The 20237-nt window shown below is 63.2% G+C and carries 20 protein-coding genes; 2 read left to right on the forward strand and 18 right to left on the reverse strand.

Features of this window, described 5'->3' with window-relative positions; all coding sequences use genetic code 11:
* Nucleotides 1-15 precede the first annotated feature (15 nt).
* The 15 genes from tatC to ABHM97_RS06835 all read right to left on the reverse strand — a co-directional run bounded on the left by tatC (nucleotide 16) and on the right by ABHM97_RS06835 (nucleotide 15189).
* Nucleotides 16-852: a twin-arginine translocase subunit TatC gene (gene tatC, locus ABHM97_RS06765; RefSeq protein WP_235522030.1), complete on the reverse strand. Its 837-nt coding sequence runs from the start codon at nucleotides 850-852 to the stop codon at nucleotides 16-18.
* 6 nt (nucleotides 853-858) lie between these two features.
* Nucleotides 859-1128, reverse strand: coding sequence for a Sec-independent protein translocase subunit TatA (tatA, locus tag ABHM97_RS06770; protein WP_235522029.1), 270 nt, complete (start codon nucleotides 1126-1128; stop codon nucleotides 859-861).
* Between the two features lie 36 nt (nucleotides 1129-1164).
* Nucleotides 1165-1515 (reverse strand): hypothetical protein, encoded by a 351-nt coding sequence (locus tag ABHM97_RS06775; protein ID WP_235522028.1) that lies wholly within the window; start codon nucleotides 1513-1515, stop codon nucleotides 1165-1167.
* Between the two features lie 9 nt (nucleotides 1516-1524).
* Nucleotides 1525-3555 (reverse strand): helix-turn-helix transcriptional regulator, encoded by a 2031-nt coding sequence (locus ABHM97_RS06780; RefSeq protein ID WP_349470055.1) that lies wholly within the window; start codon nucleotides 3553-3555, stop codon nucleotides 1525-1527.
* A gap of 95 nt (nucleotides 3556-3650) precedes the next feature.
* Nucleotides 3651-4046, reverse strand: a complete 396-nt coding sequence (locus ABHM97_RS06785; RefSeq protein ID WP_349470056.1) for an FKBP-type peptidyl-prolyl cis-trans isomerase — start codon at nucleotides 4044-4046, stop codon at nucleotides 3651-3653.
* A gap of 86 nt (nucleotides 4047-4132) precedes the next feature.
* A complete protein-coding gene (locus ABHM97_RS06790) occupies nucleotides 4133-5059 on the reverse strand; it encodes an FKBP-type peptidyl-prolyl cis-trans isomerase (protein ID WP_235522026.1) in 927 nt (308 codons plus the stop codon).
* Between the two features lie 112 nt (nucleotides 5060-5171).
* Nucleotides 5172-6536 carry a Pup--protein ligase gene (gene pafA / locus ABHM97_RS06795; protein WP_349470057.1) on the reverse strand — a complete coding sequence of 455 codons (1365 nt, stop codon included), beginning with the start codon at nucleotides 6534-6536 and terminating at the stop codon, nucleotides 5172-5174.
* A 1-nt stretch (nucleotide 6537) separates the two neighbouring features.
* Nucleotides 6538-7245 (reverse strand): proteasome subunit alpha, encoded by a 708-nt coding sequence (gene prcA / locus ABHM97_RS06800; RefSeq protein WP_349470058.1) that lies wholly within the window; start codon nucleotides 7243-7245, stop codon nucleotides 6538-6540.
* Nucleotide 7246: 1 nt separating this feature from the next.
* A complete protein-coding gene (gene prcB, locus ABHM97_RS06805) occupies nucleotides 7247-8056 on the reverse strand; it encodes a proteasome subunit beta (protein ID WP_349470059.1) in 810 nt (269 codons plus the stop codon).
* 78 nt (nucleotides 8057-8134) lie between these two features.
* Entirely contained in the window at nucleotides 8135-8338 is a 204-nt protein-coding gene (locus ABHM97_RS06810; RefSeq protein WP_211712386.1) for a ubiquitin-like protein Pup, read from the reverse strand.
* Nucleotides 8339-8454: 116 nt separating this feature from the next.
* Complete coding sequence (gene dop / locus ABHM97_RS06815; protein WP_349470227.1) at nucleotides 8455-10074, reverse strand: depupylase/deamidase Dop; 1620 nt, start codon at nucleotides 10072-10074, stop codon at nucleotides 8455-8457.
* A 50-nt stretch (nucleotides 10075-10124) separates the two neighbouring features.
* The gene (gene arc / locus ABHM97_RS06820; RefSeq protein WP_235522021.1) at nucleotides 10125-11933 is read right to left on the reverse strand and encodes a proteasome ATPase; all 1809 of its coding nucleotides are present in this window, start codon (nucleotides 11931-11933) and stop codon (nucleotides 10125-10127) included.
* A gap of 97 nt (nucleotides 11934-12030) precedes the next feature.
* Entirely contained in the window at nucleotides 12031-13095 is a 1065-nt protein-coding gene (locus tag ABHM97_RS06825; protein ID WP_349470060.1) for a tRNA (adenine-N1)-methyltransferase, read from the reverse strand.
* A 117-nt stretch (nucleotides 13096-13212) separates the two neighbouring features.
* Complete coding sequence (locus ABHM97_RS06830; RefSeq protein ID WP_349470061.1) at nucleotides 13213-14376, reverse strand: site-2 protease family protein; 1164 nt, start codon at nucleotides 14374-14376, stop codon at nucleotides 13213-13215.
* Entirely contained in the window at nucleotides 14377-15189 is an 813-nt protein-coding gene (locus ABHM97_RS06835; RefSeq protein ID WP_349470062.1) for an HAD family hydrolase, read from the reverse strand.
* A gap of 30 nt (nucleotides 15190-15219) precedes the next feature.
* Between ABHM97_RS06835 and ABHM97_RS06840 the strand changes: the two genes are divergently transcribed.
* Entirely contained in the window at nucleotides 15220-16125 is a 906-nt protein-coding gene (locus tag ABHM97_RS06840; RefSeq protein ID WP_211712391.1) for a PAC2 family protein, read from the forward strand.
* A 79-nt stretch (nucleotides 16126-16204) separates the two neighbouring features.
* Here ABHM97_RS06840 and mshC read toward each other — a convergent pair whose 3' ends face one another.
* Complete coding sequence (gene mshC, locus ABHM97_RS06845; protein WP_349470063.1) at nucleotides 16205-17482, reverse strand: cysteine--1-D-myo-inosityl 2-amino-2-deoxy-alpha-D-glucopyranoside ligase; 1278 nt, start codon at nucleotides 17480-17482, stop codon at nucleotides 16205-16207.
* 15 nt (nucleotides 17483-17497) lie between these two features.
* Complete coding sequence (locus ABHM97_RS06850) at nucleotides 17498-18331, reverse strand: undecaprenyl-diphosphate phosphatase (RefSeq protein ID WP_235522015.1); 834 nt, start codon at nucleotides 18329-18331, stop codon at nucleotides 17498-17500.
* 52 nt (nucleotides 18332-18383) lie between these two features.
* Here ABHM97_RS06850 and ABHM97_RS06855 point away from each other — a divergent pair, with 52 nt between their 5' ends.
* Complete coding sequence (locus tag ABHM97_RS06855) at nucleotides 18384-19316, forward strand: aldo/keto reductase (protein WP_349470065.1); 933 nt, start codon at nucleotides 18384-18386, stop codon at nucleotides 19314-19316.
* Nucleotides 19317-19336: 20 nt separating this feature from the next.
* Here ABHM97_RS06855 and rfbA read toward each other — a convergent pair whose 3' ends face one another.
* Nucleotides 19337-20203: a glucose-1-phosphate thymidylyltransferase RfbA gene (gene rfbA, locus ABHM97_RS06860; RefSeq protein ID WP_257368080.1), complete on the reverse strand. Its 867-nt coding sequence runs from the start codon at nucleotides 20201-20203 to the stop codon at nucleotides 19337-19339.
* Between the last annotated feature and the right edge of the window lie 34 nt (nucleotides 20204-20237).

The raw sequence follows: 20237 nt of genomic DNA on the forward strand, positions 1-20237 counted from the left end.
CTAGTAGGCCGAGGTCTAGAGATTCTCCAGATCCGCGGCAGAGGTGGCGATGTCCGCAGTGGCTTCAGTCTCAGCAGCACGCTTCAGGGAGCGTCGTTCCCGGCGCCTGTCGTTGACGAGGCACAGTCCAACGGCGGCGAAGAACAGCAGCAACATGGGGGCGGCCAGGTAGAACATACTCATTGCGTCGGCACCCGGAGCGGCCATGGCCGCGAAAAGGCACACAAGGAAGATGGTGATGCGCCAACTCTTTACGAGTTGCTTACCTTTGATGATTCCCGCGAGGTTCAAGCCAACCAGCACCACCGGAACAAGGAAGGCGATACCGAAAGCCAGCAACAGCCGGAGGACGAACGCCAAGTAGATCTCGGCGCTGATGAAGTTTGAACCGCCGATCGGGGTGAAGTCGGTCAGCACGCGCACTGCGTTGGGCAGCACGAGCCACGCGAGGAGGACACCACCCACGAACAGGGGAACTGCCGCCGCCACAAACGACAGCGCCAGACGGCGCTCCTTTTTGTGAAGCCCGGGGACAATGAACGCCCACAGTTGATAAATCCAGACGGGGCTGGAAACTATCACGCCAAGAAACACCGACACCTGGACCATGAGGTCAAAGGAACTGGCCACGCCGTCAAAGTTCAGGGTGGCTGCCCTGCCCTCTTTGGCGTTGAGGTCCTTGATTGGCTTGATCAGCGCTTCAAGGAGCGGCTGGTAGACGATGAAGCCCACCACGGTTCCGACAATGACGCCGATAGCAGCCTTGAAGAGCCGGTTCCTGAGCTCCTTGAGGTGGTCAAGGAGCGCCATCCGGGCTTCGGGGTTGGCCTTGCGCCCCTTCGTTTCTACCACTTCTTCTTAGACGCGGTTAGCGGGCGGAACGTCGGTTTCGCCGTTGTTCTGTGCCTTCACATCCGGGTGCCCTACCACTTTGCCTTCAACGGCGTCGGAAGGTTGCTGCGTATCCTTCGTTTCGGAAGAACCGTCCTTCTTCATTTCCCGGACTTCAGACTTGAAAATGCGCATCGACTGTCCAATGCTGCGCGCCATCGACGGCAGCTTCGGTGCGGCAAAAAGCACCAGAGCCAGGACGATGATGATGATGAGATGCCAGCCTTCGAGCCTCATGTGGGGAGGTCCTTTCCTTTTGGATACATCCTACGTCTATCTGAATTCTATGTCGTGCAGGGATTGTGGCTGACCCCGCTCGGCTTTGCGTTTGACGCGTTTTTGACGCCGAACTTCCTGTCGGGAGGCTTTGGCCGTCAGGTAATCATGACGCATCTGCTCCGGGGAGGCAAAAATGGCGGAACCCGGTTCAGGGCGGTCGGCAGGGGTTTCAACATCGGAGGTTTTCGGGACCGGTGGAAGGTTGCTGAAACGTTTACCTGCGTCAGCCAATTCATGAACAGTTGTCATGAATTTCCTGAACAACCGATACCCCAGCGTCACGTGGAGGAGCAACGAAAGGGCAATGAGCGCGATCCACAACAGGATCCAGAACCACCAAGGCATCTGAGTAGTCTAGCCAGCCTGGCCGGCCGACGAAGAGTCGTATCCGGACAGGGCCTCGTTGATCCATGCGCGGGTGGCCTGCCGCAAGGCCCCAGGAGTGAGAATACGCACCGACCCGCCGTGCTGGGAAACAAACATGGGAAGCCACTCCGCGCTGCCGAACCGGACTTCGGCCAGGAGGCCGCCGTCGAGCAATTGCGCCGTTCGCTCGGCGTAGTAGTCGTCAGCCAGCCCCGCGCCCTGCCGGGTAAGCTGCAGCACTACCAGCACGTCGTCATCACTGGGTGTGTAGAGCCGCGCCGGGAAGGCGTCCGGAGCCGTCACCGTCCCGGATACCGGACGGCCGTTCGGCTCCAGGGACTCAACCCTGTCCAGCCGGAAATTCCGGAGCCCTTCCTTGCTGTGGCAATACGCTTCGAAGTACCAGGTGTTGTCGAGGGAAAAGAGCCGCAGGGGGTCGACATCCCGCTCTGAAACTTCGTCCCGCTGGAGCGACAAGTACCTCAGCCGGAGCTGCTCGCCGTCCCGTATGGCCTTGGTAATGGTGGCGAAGGCCTGAGATTGTTCGGGTGCCACCGATTGGCCTGCGACCGACCCAGCCAGCCGACCAGCCTGCCCCGCAGCGCCGGTCAACTTGATGGTGACGGACTCCAGTGCGCTCCCGGGTTCGTCCTCAGGCATGCCCGCCAGCGCCGGCAGGTCCCCCAGCATGGCCAGCCCGGTCAGAAGGGCCGCTGCTTCGTCTTCGCTGAAGCGCACGGGGCGGTTCAGGTCCAGGTGCTCGGAAATGTAGACATGGTCATTTTCCCATTGGATGTCCAGGAGGTCGTCCGGATAGCCTTCCGGCAAGCCGGAACAGATCAGGATTTTCAGATCGTCTATCAGCGCTTTGCGGCTGATGCCGAAGTGGTCTGCGACTTCCTGGATGTGCAGGCCCTGGTGGTGGACCAGGAACGGGACGAGCTGCAGCATCCTGGCCAGCTGGTCCTCCGATGTACGCTTGCGCGCCCGCGGCGTCGGCCCGGCTTCGGGGAAGATCACCGGTGGCTCAGGCGCGGCGTCGAAGTCCAAGGCAGCTTTAAGGCGGCGGACGACGGCGGACCGCAACTCTGCGGGTTCGATCACCACGGCGTGTGGTCCATAGGATGCCAGCTCTTCGGCGAGCTGCTCAGGATCCCTGAACTCCACCACGATGCGGTCACGGTCACCGTCAGGGTCGCTGATGGCAGGGGTCGAGCCGGGCCGGACAGCCCTCTTGCGGAGCGCGAGGAGCCGGCCCCTGTCGACGTCGAGGATAGCTCGTTGGATGGGCAGCTCGTTGAGGGCGTCGAGCTCGGCCCGGGCGTTAAATCCCGCCGGGGGCTCGAAACTGCCTCCGGTTACGACCGTTACCGCTGTCGTCATGCGCGAGAGCCTGAAGAGCCTCTTCGCTCCCCTCCCCCGGTCGAAGCCCACGAGGTACCACTGGGCGAACCGGCTCCCGAGACCCCACGGCTCCACTTCACGCACTTCTTCGCGTCCGGTGCTGACCGCAAGGTAGCCGAAACGGACCGGATGCCTGCCGTGCATGGCCGCCACGACGTCGTCGAACGCTTGTCCGGCGGGCTTGATGCGGGGCTGGACCCCGGCAGGCAGGTCGACGTCCGTGAAACCACCGGCAGCCTGCAGCTTCCGGACGGCGTTTGCTGCTGCGGTACCCAAAGCAGCGCGTTCCCACAACTGCGCAGCGAGAAGGAGCACCGTGCTCTCTGCCGGTGTCAGGTTCACCTCGGGAAGCCGGTTGGAGTCCTTGCCGATCCGGTATCGGGTGGACGCGGGGTCGTCGGCCCCAAAGCTGCGGGGATCGGTCAATGTTTCGATTTCGAAGCCGAACTGCTTCAGGTCCACTTTGTCGCGCTCAAACATGCGCCCAAAAGCGACGTCGTTCTCGGCTGAATCGTGGTAGACCTTTTCGCGAAGGACGGAACGCGGAAGCCCCACCTTGGTATTGAGCAAAGCCAGGAGGAGGTTCAGGAGTCGTTCGGTGCGGGATGCAGACACGGTTGCTACGTTACTAAAGTCCGGCGGGAAAGCAGCAAGGCGCGTCACCGACCGGTAAAACCGGAGGGCAACGCGCCTTGCGCGGAACGCGGGTCCTAGCGGACAGCGACGAGGTCAACCACGAAGATCAGTGCTTCGTTGGGCTTGATCGCTCCGCCGGCACCACGGGAGCCGTAAGCCAGCTCCGACGGGATCTCCAGTCGACGGCGGCCGCCAACTTTCATGCCCAGGAGGCCCTGGTCCCAGCCCTGGATGACCTGGCCGACGCCGACACGGAAGTCGAGCGGAGCGCCGCGGCCCCAGGAAGCGTCAAACTCTTCGCCCGTGGACCAGGCGACACCAACGTAGTGGGTGGAGACGGTGTCTCCGGCTTTTGCCTCCGCGCCCGTGCCCTCAATGAGGTCCGTGACGACGAGGTCCGTGGGGACGTCACCTTCCGGGAAGTCGATTTCAGGCTTGGTGCGGTCGAAGTCACGCTGACCAAATGACATGGTTGCTCCTTTTGCAGGATGGACGAATGGTTGTCGGATACCAGCCTAAGCCAGCACCCGGCAGGGATGTCGACGTGCGTCGGTGATTACTTGACGCCGAGGATGTCTACGACGAAGACGAGGTCGCCCTTGGCTTCGCCCTGGCCGGCAGCGCCGTAGGCCAGGTCCTGCGGAATGACCAGCAGGACGCGGGAGCCTACGGTCTTGCCGGTAAGGCCCTGGGTCCAGCCCTTGATGACGCCGCTGAGGGGGAAACTGGTGGACTGTCCGCGGTCGTAGCTGGAATCGAACTTGGTTCCGCCGACGAGGGTGACGCCTACGTAGTTCACCGTGAGTGTGTCAGTGGCTTTGACTTCAGCACCGCTGCCCTTGATCAGGTCCTGGGAGATGAGTTCCTTCGGAGCGGCAACCCCGTCCACGGAAATCTGCGGAATGCCCTTGTCGTCTTCCTTCACGGTGGGCAGCCCTGCCGGCGGCGTCACGGTCTCGCCCTCAGGCTTGTCCAGAACAGGTGCCGCGTCCTGGGCTCCGACCACCTTGAAAACGATCAGCTTGGCAGAAGTTGCAGGTGACGCCGTCGCGTTGCCCGGAGCGGCGATGGCAATGTAGCTTCCCACCTTGGCGCCGACGATGGCGTTGTACATGGCGGCGTTGGAAGACTTCAACTGATCGTTGATGTCCAGCTTTTCGGGATCGCTGGCGTAGGTGTCCTCCAGCGAAGAGCCGTCATTGCCATCCATCACGACATAGGTGAGTTGTACCGTCTGTCCGGCCTTGACAGCGTCACCCGTGCCGGCACTGACCAATTTCACGGTGGGCTCGGCGACCGTGAGCGGCTTGGCGAACTCAACGCCCGGCGTCTTCTTGTCGCCGTTGTCCGTCACTTTGAGGGAGTCGAGCTTGGAGAGGTCTCCCGTCGACTGGCTGGTGGGCTCACTGGCCGGGGTTGTTCCTCCTCCGCACGCGGTCATCAGCAGCAGGGCAGGAAGGAGAATTGCTAGGAGTCGGCGCACAAAAAAGACACTTTCGTCGGGGCAAGGGAGACTTGGAATGACGCACTGCGCATCCAAGCAGGTGGCCCCTCTAGAGGAGACCACTACTCAGGATAGCCCGTGAAGCTGGGAGTCAGCTCATAGAGTCCAGGAGGGCGTCCACCCGCTCGTCGACACTGCGGAACGGGTCCTTGCACAGGATCGTCTGGTGCGCGCGGTCATTAAGCTTCAAGTGCACCCAGTCCACCGTGTAGTCACGGCCAAGCTCCTGAGCCCTCCGGACGAAGTCCCCACGCAACTTGGCGCGGGTGGTCTGGGGCGGCGCGTCCACGGCGTCCTTCACGTCCGTCTCGGTCACGAGGCGGCGGGCTGCTCCACGGGCCTGCAGCAGGAAGAAGATGCCGCGCTGCCGGGAGATATCGTGATAGGTGAGGTCGAGTTGGGCGATGCGGGGCGAGTCCAGGCCGAGGTTATGCCGGCGCATGTAGCCGTCCATGAGCTTCTTCTTGATGGCCCAGTCAACTTCGGTGTCGATGGTGCTGGTATCGCCGCTTTCGATGGCATCCAGGGTTCGCTTCCACAGATCAAGGATGAGCGGTACATGGGCGTTGTGCGCCCCGTTGCTGGCCACGAAGTCGGTGACCTTTGCCAGGTACTCCCGCTGGATGTCCAGCGCCGTCAGTTGCCGGCCATTGGCAAGCCGTACCAGTGCGCGCCCGGTCAGGTCATGGGAAATTTCCCTGATGCTGCGGATGGGGTTCTCCATCCGCATGTCACGCATAATGACGCCGGCCTCGATCATGCGCAGGATGAGGTCGACGGTTCCGACTTTGAGCAGCGCGGTGGTCTCGGACATGTTGGAGTCGCCCACGATCACGTGAAGGCGGCGGTAGAACTCGGCATCGGCGTGCGGCTCATCACGGGTGTTAATGATGGGACGCGAACGGGTGGTGGCCGACGACACGCCTTCCCAGATGTGATCGGCGCGCTGGGAGAACGCGAACGTGGCGCCGTGCGGGGTCTTCAGGACCTTGCCCGCACCGGCGATCAACTGCCGGGTCACCAGGAAGGGAATGAGGATCTCAGCGAGGCGGGAGAACTCCCCCCGCCTCGGGATGAGGTAGTTTTCGTGGCTGCCGTAGGAGTTGCCTGCGGAATCGGTGTTGTTCTTGAAGAGATAAACCGTTCCGTTGAAACCCTCCGCCGCAAGCCTCGCCTGGGCTTCGTCCACGAGGTCGTCCAGGATAAGTTCGCCGGCCCTGTCATGGGCGATGAGCTGGGCGAGGTCGTCGCATTCAGCCGTGGCATATTCAGGGTGCGAACCAACGTCCAAGTACAGGCGGGAGCCGTTGGTCAGGAACACGTTCGACGACCTGCCCCAGCTGACCACCTTGCGGAAGAGGTACCGTGCGACTTCCTCCGGTGCCAGCGGGCGCGAATCCGGGCTGGAATAGGAGATTCCAAACTCCGTTTCAATGCCAAATATTCGCTTGTCCATCTCAGGTCTCCTCTGTGAGCAACCGGGTCATATCCTCGGGCAGCAACCGCCGGAAAGCCCTGCGCGATCCACGGTGGCTTTCGGAGGCGCGGTACAGGACTGCTGCCTCGACGGCGGTGGCGGGCAGTTCATCCGCTTCCTTGTCTGTCGCCAAGGCGCGCAATGCCAAACGCATGGCCCCGGCCAGGGTAATTTCCGGCTCCCAAGCCTCACGGACGACGTCGGAAATTTGGTCAGCCAGGCCGCCCATGACCACAAAACCATTCTCGTCGGCTATCGATCCGTCAAAAGTGAGCCGGTAGAGGTGATCCTGCTCCCGGGTGGGGCCAACCTCGGCTACGGCCAGTTCTACCTCGAACGGCTTCTGTTCGGCGGTGAACACGGCACCCAGGCTCTGGGCGTAGACGCTCGCCAGTCCGCGGGCAGTCACGTCTTCGCGATCGTACGAGTAGCCGCGGACGTCAGCGTACCTGACGCCGGCCTGTCGAAGGCTTTCGAATTCGTTGTACTTTCCCACTGCGGCGAAGGCGATCTTGTCATAGATCTCGCCGATCTTGTGCAGGGAGGGTGACGGGTTTTCGGCTATCAAGGCGATGCCATCCGCGCAACTGATGACCACAACGGAACGGCCACGTGCGATGCCTTTCCGTGCGAAGTCCGCACGGTCCTTCATCAGTTGCTCGGGCGATACATAGAACTGCTGCGTCATCTCAGGCCTCCCGTCCGGCGATGGCCCGCGACTCAACAATGGCCCCGGCGATGGCCGCCAGGTCCCTTTCGGGAACCCGTCGGTGACCAGCGCGATTAACCGTGTACACCACCGGCCAGAGTTGCCGGACAGGGTCCGGCCCGCCTGTGGCGGAGTCGTCGTCGGCGGCGTCGTAAAGGGCCTCGACAGCCACGGCGACGGCAGCCTCCTCCGGGAGGTTCGGCTTCCAGAGCTTCTTCAGGGCGCCGCGGGCGAACACGGATCCGGAACCCACGGAGTGATGTTCCTGCTCTTCATAGCGGCCCCCGGTGACGTCGTAGGAGAACAGGCGGCCGACTCCGGATGAATGGTCGAATCCGGCGAAGAGTGGGATGACGGCCATCCCCTGCATGGCCATGGGCAGGTTTCCGCGGATCATGGCCCCGAGGCGGTTGGCCTTGCCCACGAGGCTGAGCAGTGTTCCCTCGATCTTCTCGTAGTGTTCCAGTTCAACCTGGAACAGGCGCGTGATATCGATGGCCAGGCCTGCCGTCCCGGCGATACCAAGGACAGAGTACTGGTCGGCCGGGAACACCTTCTCGATGTGCCTGCTGGCAATGACGTTGCCCATGGTGGCCCTGCGGTCACCGGCCATCAGCACCCCGCCGGCATATGTCAGCGCGACGATTGTGGTGGCATGTGGGGACGACGGCACGGTGCCTGCGGGTAACAACTGATTGAACGGCAGGAGCTCGGGACGGGATCGTTGGAGATGCTCCGTAAAGGAAGACGTTGCCTGGTTGGCCAGGGGGCCGGTTGATGGGTCCTGCATTGCTGCACTCCTTCGACTCTGCGTTCCGATGCCCGGCGGCCTCACGCGGCCGGGCCGTACAACCTGTGGGGGCTCCGGTTACTGGCCACCCTTTTGAACGAACGCCCTGACGAATTCCTCGGCGTTGGATTCCAACACGCCGTCGATTTCGTCCAGGAGGTCATCCACGCCCTGCGTCGCCTCCGAGGCCTTCGCTTCGGGTGCTGCCGGCGGCGCCTCCGGGACGTCCACTTCAGTCTCGGTTTCCCGCGACTGTGGTTGTTGCTGCTCCTGAGCTGCCATTTTCTTCTCCCTACTGTCAGTCTCCGGGGGCGGAGACTTCCTACTGCAATATTGCCACGCTGTGGGCTGTTGCGTACGGCTTTGACCGGCCGCTGATTCGCCTGTGGCGAACCGCATTAGGCCTTTGCCGGGGGCAAGCTCTGCCCCATCAATTCGGCAAGGAAAGGGCCGGCCTCCTGATGGCGGTCGAACAGTGCTCCGGTCAGGGAACGGGTCCCCCTCAAAGGCTCCCGGGTGGGCACCCGTTGGAGCTTCCCGAGCCCGGGAACGTCGAAAATCACCGAGTCCCAACTGGCACCGACGACGTCCTTGCCGTACTTGGTGACGCAGCGGCCGCGGAAGTAGGCCCTTGTGTCCGACGGCGGTTCGCTCACCGCCCGGGCGATGTCGCCGTCGTCGACGATGCGCGTCATGCGGTTCCTGGACAGCAGCCGGTAATAGAGGCCTTTCTCCGGCCTGATATCAGCCCACTGCAGGTCCACCAGTCCCAGCCGGGCGTCGTCCCAGGCGAGTCCGTCCCGGTTGCGGTACCCCTCCAGCAGTGATTTCTTGGCCACCCATTCCACGGAGGAAGCCGCGGCGTCGAGGTCAGTCCCGAGCGTGGTGAGCGTGGACTCCCACTGGGACAACACGCCGTGGGTGTGTCCGTCGCCCGTGACCGAATCCGACACCCCTGTTTCCTGTGCCAGTTTCGACGCTGCTTCGTAGTACATCCATTGGAGGTCGAGGGCTGTCACCCTGCGTCCGTCGACGAGTCGCACGGTGGCCGTAAGCGTGGTGTCATGGCTGACGGCCTGAAGGGCCTGGACTGGCTCATGGACTTCGATCCTTGGAGCCTGCCCGGCCTCGATGAGGCTCAGAACCATGGCCGTAGTACCGAATTTGAGGTAGTTGGACGCCTGGCTGAGGTTCGCGTCCCCAATGATCACATGGAGTCGCCGGTACTTGTCCGCGGTGGCGTGGGGCTCGTCCCGGGTGTTGATGATGGGCCGGCGGATAGTGGTTTCCAGCCCCACCTCCGCCTCGAAGAAGTCGGCACGTTGGCTGATCTGGTACCCGGGCGTCGAACTGTCCTGGCCAAGGCCGACCCGTCCCGCGCCGCATATTGCCTGGCGGGAAACAAAGAACGGGGTCAGTCCCCGGATGATGTCACCGAAGGGCACCGAACGGGGCATGAGGTAATTCTCATGGGATCCGTAGGAGACGGATTTGTTGTCGGTGTTGTTTTTGTACAGGTTGATGGGAGGAAGGCTGGTATCAGCCGCGACCTTCCGGACCGTGGCCAGGGCGACGAGGTCCCCGGCGGCGTCCCACGCAACGGCGTCACGGGGGTTGGTGACCTCCGGGCTCGAGTATTCGGGATGGGCGTGGTCCACGTAGAGGCGCGCACCATTTCCCAGGACCATGTTCATCAGCAGGGAGCCAGACTCGTCCGCGCCGTCCAGCTCCAACTCCTGGCGGCCGTAAGCCAAGGCCACGGCCTCGGCGTCGAGCACCGGCGGCTGGTCCGTCAACTGGCTGGGGTCCGCGGCCGCCCGGTCCAGGGTCCACCCGCGTGCGTCATGCAAGGGTTCCTCGTCGGTGTAATCCCAGCGGGTCTCCGCACCGCCGGCAGCGCGTTGGCGGGTCACCGTGGCATAAGCCTGGATGATCCTGGCAGACATCATGGTCGCGTTCGCGCCCGGGGCCGACGGGGCGTGGATCCCGTATTCGGTTTCCGAGCCCATGACGCGCATTGCGCCACCTTCGGGCAACTGCGTGGACGGTGTTCCTTCGACTCTTGCTGTCACAGGTACTGGCCCGTGTTGGCGGTAGTCTCGATCGACTTGCCCGGCTCCTGCCCGGCCTTACCCTGCACGATCGTGCGGATGTAGGTGATCCGTTCGCCCTTCTTGCCCGATATCCTGGCCCAGTCGTCCGGGTTGGTGGTGTTCGGCATGTCCTCGTGCTCACGGAACTCGTCCACCACGGCCCGCAGCAGGTGCTCGATGCGCAGGCCTTTTTGGTGGTTCGTCAGGAGGTCCTTGATGGCGTACTTCTTGGCGCGGTCCACCACGTTCTGGACCACTGCGCCGGAGTTGAAGTCCTTGAAGTACAGCATCTCCGTATCGCCGTTGGCATAGGTGACTTCGAGGTATTCGTTGGACTTCTCCGTCGAATACATGGCCTCCACCGTTCGCTGGACCATGGCGTCCACCGTGGCTTGCACGTCTCCTCCGTACTCAGCGAGGTCCTGGGCGTGGAAGGGCAAGTCCGTGGTGATGTACTTCCCGAAAATGTCCGCTGCAGCCTCGGCATCGGGCCGCTGGATCTTGACCTTGACATCGAGCCGACCCGGGCGAAGGATCGCGGGATCGATCATGTCCTCACGGTTTGAAGCACCGATGACGATCACGTTATCGAGCCGTTCCACGCCGTCGATCTCGCTGAGCAACTGCGGAACGATGGTCGTTTCGACGTCGGACGACACGCCGGTGCCGCGGGTACGGAACAGCGAATCCATTTCATCGAAGAAGACCACCACCGGGCTGCCATCGGAAGCCTTCTCACGGGCACGCGAAAAGATCAGGCGGATGTGGCGTTCCGTTTCACCCACGTATTTGTCGAGCAGCTCCGGGCCCTTGATATTGAGGAAGTAGCTCTTGACCTCCGTGTTGCCGGCGCGCTCGGCGGCGCGGGCCGCCAGCGAATTGGCCACGGCTTTGGCGATCAGCGTCTTGCCGCAGCCCGGAGGGCCGTACAGCAGGATGCCCTTCGGAGCCTTGAGTCCGTGCTCACGGTAAAGGTCCGGGTGCAGGAACGGCAGTTCGACGGCGTCGCGGATCTGTTCAATCTGCGGGCCGAGGCCGCCGATGTCCTGGTAAGTGATGTCAGGTACTTCTTCGAGGACAAGGTTTTCCACCTCGGCGCGCGGGACCTTTTCCAGGGCGTAGCCCGTGCGTGAATCCAGTGACAACGCATCGCCCACCTTCAGGTGGATGTTCTGCAGGGCTCCAGAAAGCCGCACAACGCGTTCCTCATCCGCCCGGCCCACCACCAGCGCCCGGTCCTTGCCGAGCATCTCCTTCAGCGTGACCAGTTCGCCGGCGCGCTCGTAACCGAGCCCAGCAACCACCAGAAGTGCCTCGTTGAGCAGGACTTCCTGTCCGACGGCAAGCTGGTTGATGTTGACCAAGGGACTGACACCCACGCGCATCTTGCGGCCGGCGTTGAAGATATCTACCGACTCTTCGGTTGCGGCCTGGCCTGAGCTCCCGGCCGAGGGTTGCTTCCGGGGGTTGACCTGCACCACGGTCCCAAAGCTGTAGGGCGGCTGCCCCTCCTGCTCCAAAGCACCCTTCAAGCGCAGGATCTCGGACTTCGCTGCTTCCAGCATGCTGACGAGCTTGCCGTTGTTCTGCGTAGCGGCGGCCAGCTGGCGGTCGATGTGGCGGAGCTTGTCCCGGAGGATGTTGATCTGCCGCTCGGCAACAGTCAGTTCACTCGAGGCCTCCGACGGTTGCGCGGGGGCCAGCCCCCGGCTTGCTGCCTCTTCCGGTGCGGCGTGTCCTTCTTCCGGCGTCTGCCGTCCAAGGTCGTTGTTTGACGTGTCCACGAATCATCAGCCCCTTCCTGCGCTTAACAAGACCTTAGTCCCGAAAAGCTCAGGGTGCTGGGTGACATTCGGAATGCGGACCCTATTGTGACCTTTGTCAGTTTGTGACCGTGGGGTCATCCTGGACGTTGGTTCCGGCGATGGCATCACGTGCGGCGCGCCGGAGTTTCTTGTCCGAAACTGCCCGCTCCCCTACCGCGCCGGGCGTCCAGGCGTTCAGGTCTTCTTCGCTGAATTCGGTCTTGGAAGGGCGGCGCTTTACCGAGATTCCGGTGACGCCTTCGGCGAGGCGGCGGGTGACCAGCAGGAAGCCGGTGTGCGCCACCATGCGGTGATCCGGCCGGACAGCCAGGCCCTCAAGGTGCCAGCCACGTACCATCGACTCCCAGGCATCCGGCTCGGTGAAACGCCCGTCAGCGCGGATGGCTTCGGCAGTGCGGGACAGCTGGGTGACCGTCGCTACATAGTTGATCCACACGCCGCCAGGCGCCAGCACGGTAGCCACGGCGTCCACGCACTCCCAGGGAGCCAGCATGTCGAGCACGACGCGGTCGACGGATCCGGGGGCTTCGGCCTTGACGACCTCTTCCTGGAAGTCACCCAACGAGATCTGCCAGGCCGGGTGCGGACCACCGAAGATTGTCTCGACGTTCCCGCGGGCGATGTCGGCGAATTCCGAGCGGCGCTCGAAGGAGTGCAGGTAGCCGCCGTCGCCGACAGCCCGGAGCAGGGAAATGGACAGGGCACCGGAACCGACTCCGGCTTCCACGACGCGTGCGCCCGGGAAAATGTCGGCCATGGTGACGATCTGGGCAGCGTCCTTCGGATAAACAACGGCTGCACCGCGAGGCATGGACAAGACGAAGTCGGACAGCAACGGCCTGAGCGTCTGGTACTGCTGGCCGACGTTGTTGGTGACCACGGAACCATCCATCTTGCCGATGATCTCATCGTGGTTCAGGAAGCCCTTGTGTGTATGGAACGCCCCGCCGACTTCCAGCATCACGGTGTTCATTCGGCCACGTTCGTCCGTGAGTTGCACCCGTTCGCCCACGCGGAAAGGGCCACGGCGGCGCGCTGCGCCCGTCGGCTGCTCGGCAGTTCCGGTAACTGCCGCGTCAGGGCCTGCGCTGGCCTCGGGGGCGGCGTTTTCGCTGCTCATGTGGTGTTCCTCGCTGTTGTACGTGCTGGGCCGCGACGTGGTGCTGGCTGGTGGGCGCCAAAAGGCCGCGGAGTTGTTTGCTAAGACGGCTGGCATGTAACTCTACCGGTTGCGGGGTCAGGGGCGACCGCTGCGGCGGGCTTCCTTACCTGTAATGGCGGTCACCACGGCCTGCTGGCGCAACAGTCCGGTGACGATTCCGTTGTGGTCCACCACAGCGTATTCGCCCCCTTCCAAGCGCGCCAAGTACTGGATGAGTTCCTGTCCCTTGGACCATTCGGGGACATAGGCCCCGGCCCCCAAGGCGTGCGCCACTGCGGTGACCGGCGTCGTCGTAGCGGCCTCAAGCGGGACCGAAGCGGCGGCACCCGGGTCCACGACGCCTTGCGGCTTACCATCCGGTCCACAGATGACGACGGCGGGGATGCCGTTCGGAGCGATGGCCAGGACATCGGCCACGGAAGCCGAGTTCGGCACACCGACGGCGCGATCCGCGAGTCCCGCCGCGCTGACCAGGTACAGGCGGCTGCGGAGCTTCGCGTGGTGGATGGAGCTGGAGGCACCCATCCAGAGGAATCCGCAGACCAGGACGGTGATGAGCATCAGGCTGATATCCAGCGGAGCACCGGTCAGGAGTGGCAACGCAATGAACCAGATGACCAGCGCCGCGACGATGATGCGGCCGGACCAGCCGGCAGCAATTGTTCCCTTGTCCTGGCTTCCGGTGGCTTTCCACACTGCGGATTCCACCAAACGACCACCGTCGAGCGGCAAACCCGGAAGCACGTTGAACAGGCCGATCAGGAGATTGGCCCACATGAGGATGTTGGCCAGGATTTCGGATACGCCGCTCAGCACATCGGCGGAGAGGACACCCCACATGGCGGCTGCCAGGACGAAGTTCGAGGCAGGCCCGGCCAGGGCCACCACGACTGAGCGGCCAGGCGAGGCCGTGAAGTTCTCAAACTGCGTGTGTCCGCCCCAGAGATTCAGGACAATCTTCTCGGTGGGCCATTTGAAGGCCTTGGCGCTGAGCGCATGCGCAAGTTCGTGAAGCAGCACGGAGATGGCCAGCAGCAGGGCGTAGCCCAATGCTACGAAGTAGGCGCCCAGGCCCAGGCGGGGCATCTGCACCAGCAGGGCCGGCCCGTAGACAATGACGGTGAACCCTGCAATAACAAACCACGAGTACGCAAGGTAGACCGGAATGCCGGCGATCCTCCCCAGCGGGATGCCCTCTTTCTTGGCGGAGGCGTGGTGCGGTGTGGTGGGACTGCTCACCTAGTTGGCCCTTTCAAGAACGTTTCCAGCCGGGAAGCGATCGACGACGAGTTGCCTCACGTCTTCGACGGTCCGGCCTGTGAGCGTGTCCCACAGGACCATGCGTGGGTCTTCGGGCAGCGGCACCTGGTGGGGTATGCCCACCGTCACGACGCCTGAAGCAATGGCGGCCGTGGCACCGGGAACGGAATCTTCCAGCGCAACGCAGTGGTGGATGGTCAGTGCCGGATCATCCAGGCGGAGTCTTTCAACCGCAGTCAGGTAGGCCTCGGGGTGCGGCTTTCCGTTGGTGACGGTGTCTCCGGTGACCATGAACTCGAAGTACGGTTTGGCCAAGCTCTCCACTACCACTCCGGCCAGGGGACCTTCGGACATGGTTACCAGCGCGCACCGGACGCCGGCCTGGTGGAGTTCATCGAGGAGCTCCCGCGCGCCCGGCCGCCATGGAACGTTCCGGCGCACCTGCTCGATCACTTGGGCACTCAGGGTATCGACGATCTGGCGGGCCTCAAGCTTGACCCCCGCGGCCTGCAGGATGGCCGCCGAGTGCAGCAGGGACTGGCCCACCAACTGCATCGCCTGCTGGTGCGACCACGTGCCGCCATGGGACTCCACCAGGGCGCGTTCAGCCGCGATCCAGTAGGGCTCAGTGTCCACCAGGGTGCCGTCCATATCCCAGAGCACGGCTTTGAGGAGGGGCTGGCTGGGTAAGGAATGCATGGCTTCAAGTCTACGTGGAACCGGGCGGGCGCCTGTGCGCGCATTGCGCTGTGGGCGAAGAGGGGACACGCACCGGCGTGAAATGCCATGCATCCCGGAGGGTCTTGGACGTAGGGTGAGTGGATGAACAGTGTGGACGGGACCCCCGAAGGACAGGACATCACCGCGGAGCCCGAGCGTTTCCTCAAGGAACCCGCGGAAGGCCAACGTGTCACCGTGATGCTCGCCGCGTTCGAAGGCTGGAACGACGCCGGAGAGGCAGCCAGCGACGCCCTGCACTACTTGAACAAGCTCTGGGACGGCAAGAAGGTTGCCACTGTGGACGCGGAGGAGTATTACGACTTCCAGTTCACCCGGCCCACTGTGCGCCGCACGTCCTCGGGTGCGCGGAAGGTCAAGTGGCCATCCACCAGGATCTACAAGGCGGCAGTTCCGGACAGCAACGTGGACGTGGTGTTCGTGTTGGGCACCGAGCCTTCCTACCGTTGGCGTGCGTACACAACGGAATTGCTGGTCCACGCCGAGGCACTCAAGGTGGACTCCGTGATTTTGGTGGGTGCCCTGCTGGCCGATGTGCCGCACAGCCGCCCCATTCCCGTGAGCACCAGCACTGAGGACAGTTCGCTGCGTGAGCGCCTCAACCTGGAGGCGTCCCAGTACGAGGGGCCGGTGGGGATCGTAGGCGTCCTGGCTGAATTTGCGATGCTTGCAGGGCTGCCGACGGTTTCACTGTGGGCTGCCGTGCCGCACTACGTAGCCCAGCCCCCCTCCCCCAAAGCCCAGCTCGCGATCCTGCACAAAGTGGAAGACCTGCTCCAGGTCCCACTGGACAGCCAGGCCTTGGCAGAAGAGTCCGAGGCGTGGGAACGCGGCGTTGACGAGCTGGCCACTGAGGACCCGGAGATCGCGGCGTACGTGCGGCAACTGGAGGAAGCCAAGGACACGGCCGACCTCCCGGAAGCTTCCGGCGAATCCATTGCCCGCGAGTTTGAGCGCTACCTCAAGCGCCGTGGCAAAGACCGTCCCTGACCGTTCCCACTATCGGTAAACGCCAACGGCCCTGACAGGAATGTCAGGGCCGTTGGCGTTTGAACATCAGCAGGTCCGGTTACAGCTCCACGCCGAGCAACGCGTTGACGGCATCCGCGATGACTGCCCTCTCCGTGGCCGAGCCTTCGGCGGCGGAGCGCAGTGCCTCTTGGGCCCACTGATCGACGGCGGTAAGGGCTGCGGGCGCATTGAGGTCATCGGCCATTGCCGCGCGCATCGCTTCGAGCAAGGGGGCCGCCGAACCATCCTCGGCGTGGTCCAGCGCCTCGCGCCACAGCACCAGGCGTTCCTTGGCCGCGGCGAAGCCCTCATTGGTCCATGACCAGTCTGAGCGGTAGTGGTTGGCGAGGATGGCCAGGCGAATGGCTGCGGGCTCCTCGCCTGCTGCGCGAAGTTTGGACACAAGGACCAGGTTTCCCTTGGACTTGCTCATCTTCTCGCCGTCCAGGCCCACCATGCCCGCGTGGGAGTAGTGCCGTGCCAGGGGAACTCCAGACAGCGAATAAGCATGGCCGGCTCCCATCTCATGATGCGGGAAGACCAGGTCCGAGCCGCCGCCTTGGACCGTGAAGGGTGCCGGAAGGTATTTCTGGGCGATCACCGTACATTCGATGTGCCAACCGGGGCGGCCGGAGCCAAGGCTTGCACCGGGCCAACTGGGTTCACCTTCGCGGGCCACACGCCAGAGCAGGGGGTCGAGCGCGTGGCGTTTCCCGGGCCGTGCCGGGTCGCCGCCGCGCTCCGCGAAGAGGGCGAGCATGTCCTTTTCGCCGAGCCCCGACACATCGCCCAAAGTCCACGCATCCGTGGCGTCCGAGCGTTTCCCGGCCGTTTCGACGTCGTAATAGACATCACCGTCGGGTTCACCGTCGGTGCCGGGAACCCGGTAGGCCACGCCGTCGGCTATGAGTTTTTCGATGGCCGGCACAATGTCCGGGATGGCTTCAACGGCACCGATGTAGTGATCAGGTGCCAGGACGTTCAGCGCGTCCATGTCGGTGTGGAACAGTTCGATCTGGCTCTGGGCCAGGTCTTGCCAGTCAACGCCTGTGGCATTGGCCCGCTCAAGCAGGGGGTCGTCGATGTCCGTGACGTTTTGCACGTAGGACACCCGGATCCCTGCATCGCGCCAGGCGCGGTTCAGCAGATCGAAGGCAACATAGCTTGAGGCGTGCCCCATGTGCGTGGCGTCGTAGGGCGTGATGCCGCAGACGTACATCGATTGCTCCGGTTGCCGCTCAACCTCCACGACACGGCCCAGGGCAGTGTCGAACAGGCGTAGTTGCGGCATGCTGCCGGGCAGCTCAGGAACAGGGCGGGAAGTCCACGATTTCACGACTCAACCTTAGTGCTAGGCACTGATGACACCGAAACCGAGCAGGACATACAAGGCCAGGCCGAGGAGGATCCGGTACCAAACGAAGAGGCGGTAGCTCCTGGTCGAGACGAATTTCAGGAACCAGCCGATGATGACGTAGCCCACAACGAAGGCGATGACTGTGGCCAAGGCTGTCTCCGGAAGGCCGTACGGTCCGGTGAGGCCCTCGTGGGAGACCGTCTTGTAGAGCTGGTAAAGCCCGCTGCCGAACACGGCCGGAATGGCCAGCAGGAAGGAATACCGGGCTGCGGCTTCACGCGTGTAGCCCATGAGCAGGCCGGCAGTGATGGTGCCGCCGGACCGCGAAACGCCCGGAATCAGGGCCATTGCCTGAGCGAAGCCATACAGGATGCCGTGCTTGTAGCTCAGCTGGGTGAGGTCCCGCTCCTGCCGCCCGGTGGCGTCGGCGACGGCCAGGATCATGCCGAAGACGATCAACATGGTGGCTACGATCCACATGCTGCGAAGCACCGATTCGATCTGGTCCTGGAACAGCAGGCCAAGGATGATGATCGGCAGGCTGCCCAGGATCACCAACCAGCCCATGCGGGCATCGGGATCGTTGCGCTCGACTTTGCCCCTCAAGGAGCCGAACCAGGCACGGACAATCCGGACGATGTCGCGCCAGAAGTACACAATGACGGCGGTTTCGGTTCCCAGCTGCGTGATCGCAGTGAAAGCGGCGCCCGGGTCGGCGGCGCCGGGAAGGAATGATCCGACGATCCTCAAGTGCGCGCTTGAGGAGATCGGGAGGAATTCGGTGAGGCCCTGCACGAGGCCCAGCAAGGCTGCTTCTATCCAGTTCACGTGAATAGACCCTACGTCATGAAGACTGGGAACTGCCCGTAAGCTAGCAGCTATGCAGCAGCGTTATGTCGGAAACAGCGGGTTTCGCGTGTCCTCCTTGTCCCTCGGAACCATGTCCTGGGCCCAGGAAACTGATGAGCAGGACGCTGCCGAGGTCCTTCACGCGTTCGTAGCTGCAGGCGGCACCGTCATAGACACTGCCGCGTCCTACGGCCAGGGGCGGGCTGAGGCCATGATCGGCTCCATGCTTGGTGATGTCGTGGCACGGTCTGAGGTGGTTTTGTCCACAAAGGCAGGCGTGTCGTCCACGGAGTCCAGGCGAAGCGTCGATGCTTCACGTGGCGCAATGCTCTCTGCACTTGACGCCAGCCTTGCCAGGCTCGGAACTGACTACGTCGACATCTGGTTCGCCCAGGAGTGGGACCACAACGTGCCCTTGGAGGAGACCCTTTCCGCTTTGGAACTGGCGCAGCGGACCGGGCGGGCGCGTTACGTGGGCATCTCCAACTACAACGGTTGGCAGACAGCGAAGGCCGCGGCCATCGCCGGTTTCACTTTGGTGGCCAACCAGTCCGAATATTCCTTGGTCCAGCGCAAGGCGGAGGACGAGCTCATTCCCGCGGTGGAGGACGCCGGGCTGGGGATCATGGCGTGGGCGCCGCTGGGCCGGGGTGTCCTGAGCGGCAAATACCGCGGACAAATTCCCGGGGACTCCCGTGCCGCCCAAAGCCGCCTCGCGGCGTATGTTGAACCGTACCTGGAGCCGCGGGCTTCCAGGGTAGTTGAAGCTGTGGCCATGGCCGCACGCGGCCTGGGTAGATCTCCCCTGGATGTCTCCCTGAGCTGGCTGCTGTCCCGGCCCGGCGTTGCCACCGCCGTCGTGGGCGCCAGGAACGCCGTCCAGCTCAAAGAGCTCCTGGACGCCGCGCTGACTGACCTGCCCGCCGAGATATCGCGCGCCCTTGAGGACGTTTCGTCGTTGTAGCCAGGGCTGCCGCGGATTGCCTAATGGCGATCCAGAATATCGAGAAGGTAGCTTCCGTAACCGCTTTTGGCCAACTTCGCGGCCTGTTGACGCAGTCCGTCGTCGTTCAGGTAACCCATCCGCCAGGCCACTTCCTCCGGGGCTCCGATTTTCAGGCCCTGCCGGTTCTCGGTGGTGCGCACGTAGTTCGACGCGTCATTCAAGTCGCTGAAGGTTCCGGTATCCAACCAGGCGGTTCCCCGTGGGAATTTCTGCACATGCAGCTTTCCGAGCTCCATGTATTTGCGGTTGATGTCCGTGATTTCCAATTCGCCGCGGGGCGAGGGTCTTAGGTCTTTTGCCATGGCAACTACGTCGTTGTCGTAAAAGTAGAGCCCCGGAACGGCGTAATTGCTCTTGGGTTTGGCCGGCTTCTCTTCGATGGATACCGCCAGTCCGTCGTCGTCGAATTCCACCACGCCATAAGCGCTTGGGTCCTTGACCCAATACCCGAAGATGGCGCCGCCGTCGACATCGGCGTAGTGGCGGAACTGGTTGCCCATTCCGGGGCCGTTAAAGATGTTGTCTCCAAGGATCAGAGCCACTTTGCCGGCCCCGATATGTTCCTCCCCCAGGATGAACGCCTGGGCCAGGCCATCCGGCGTCGGCTGCCGGGCGTATGTCAGGTTGATCCCGAACTGGGAACCGTCGCCCAGGAGGTTCTCGAATTGCGGGCCGTCGGCAGGTGTGGTGATGATGAGGATGTCGCGGATGCCGGCAAGCATCAGAGTACACAGCGGGTAGTAGATCATGGGTTTGTCGAAGACGGGAACCAACTGCTTGCTGATGGCGAGCGTAATTGGATGAAGCCGCGAACCTGTGCCACCGGCAAGAATAATTCCGCGCATCTACTGTCCTCTCCCGCTGCGCACTGCAGTATCC

This window comes from Paenarthrobacter sp. CAP02, assembly GCF_040137855.1.
In the GTDB taxonomy this organism is placed as follows: Bacteria; Actinomycetota; Actinomycetes; order Actinomycetales; family Micrococcaceae; genus Arthrobacter.

Excerpts from the sequence above, each read along its gene's own strand:
- ABHM97_RS06835 (WP_349470062.1), bottom strand. The coding sequence starts at position 15,189 with ATGCATGGCATTTCACGCCGGTGCGTGTCCCCTCTTCGCCCACAGCGC.
- pafA (WP_349470057.1), bottom strand. The coding sequence starts at position 6,536 with ATGGACAAGCGAATATTTGGCATTGAAACGGAGTTTGGAATCTCCTAT.
- ABHM97_RS06775 (WP_235522028.1), bottom strand. The coding sequence starts at position 1,515 with ATGCCTTGGTGGTTCTGGATCCTGTTGTGGATCGCGCTCATTGCCCTT.
- prcA (WP_349470058.1), bottom strand. The coding sequence starts at position 7,245 with ATGACGCAGCAGTTCTATGTATCGCCCGAGCAACTGATGAAGGACCGT.
- ABHM97_RS06855 (WP_349470065.1), top strand. The coding sequence starts at position 18,384 with ATGCAGCAGCGTTATGTCGGAAACAGCGGGTTTCGCGTGTCCTCCTTG.
- prcB (WP_349470059.1), bottom strand. The coding sequence starts at position 8,056 with ATGCAGGACCCATCAACCGGCCCCCTGGCCAACCAGGCAACGTCTTCC.
- tatA (WP_235522029.1), bottom strand. The coding sequence starts at position 1,128 with ATGAGGCTCGAAGGCTGGCATCTCATCATCATCATCGTCCTGGCTCTG.
- ABHM97_RS06840 (WP_211712391.1), top strand. The coding sequence starts at position 15,220 with ATGAACAGTGTGGACGGGACCCCCGAAGGACAGGACATCACCGCGGAG.
- ABHM97_RS06785 (WP_349470056.1), bottom strand. The coding sequence starts at position 4,046 with ATGTCATTTGGTCAGCGTGACTTCGACCGCACCAAGCCTGAAATCGAC.
- rfbA (WP_257368080.1), bottom strand. The coding sequence starts at position 20,203 with ATGCGCGGAATTATTCTTGCCGGTGGCACAGGTTCGCGGCTTCATCCA.
- ABHM97_RS06825 (WP_349470060.1), bottom strand. The coding sequence starts at position 13,095 with ATGAGCAGCGAAAACGCCGCCCCCGAGGCCAGCGCAGGCCCTGACGCG.
- dop (WP_349470227.1), bottom strand. The coding sequence starts at position 10,074 with ATGCGCGTCATGGGCTCGGAAACCGAATACGGGATCCACGCCCCGTCG.
- ABHM97_RS06810 (WP_211712386.1), bottom strand. The coding sequence starts at position 8,338 with ATGGCAGCTCAGGAGCAGCAACAACCACAGTCGCGGGAAACCGAGACT.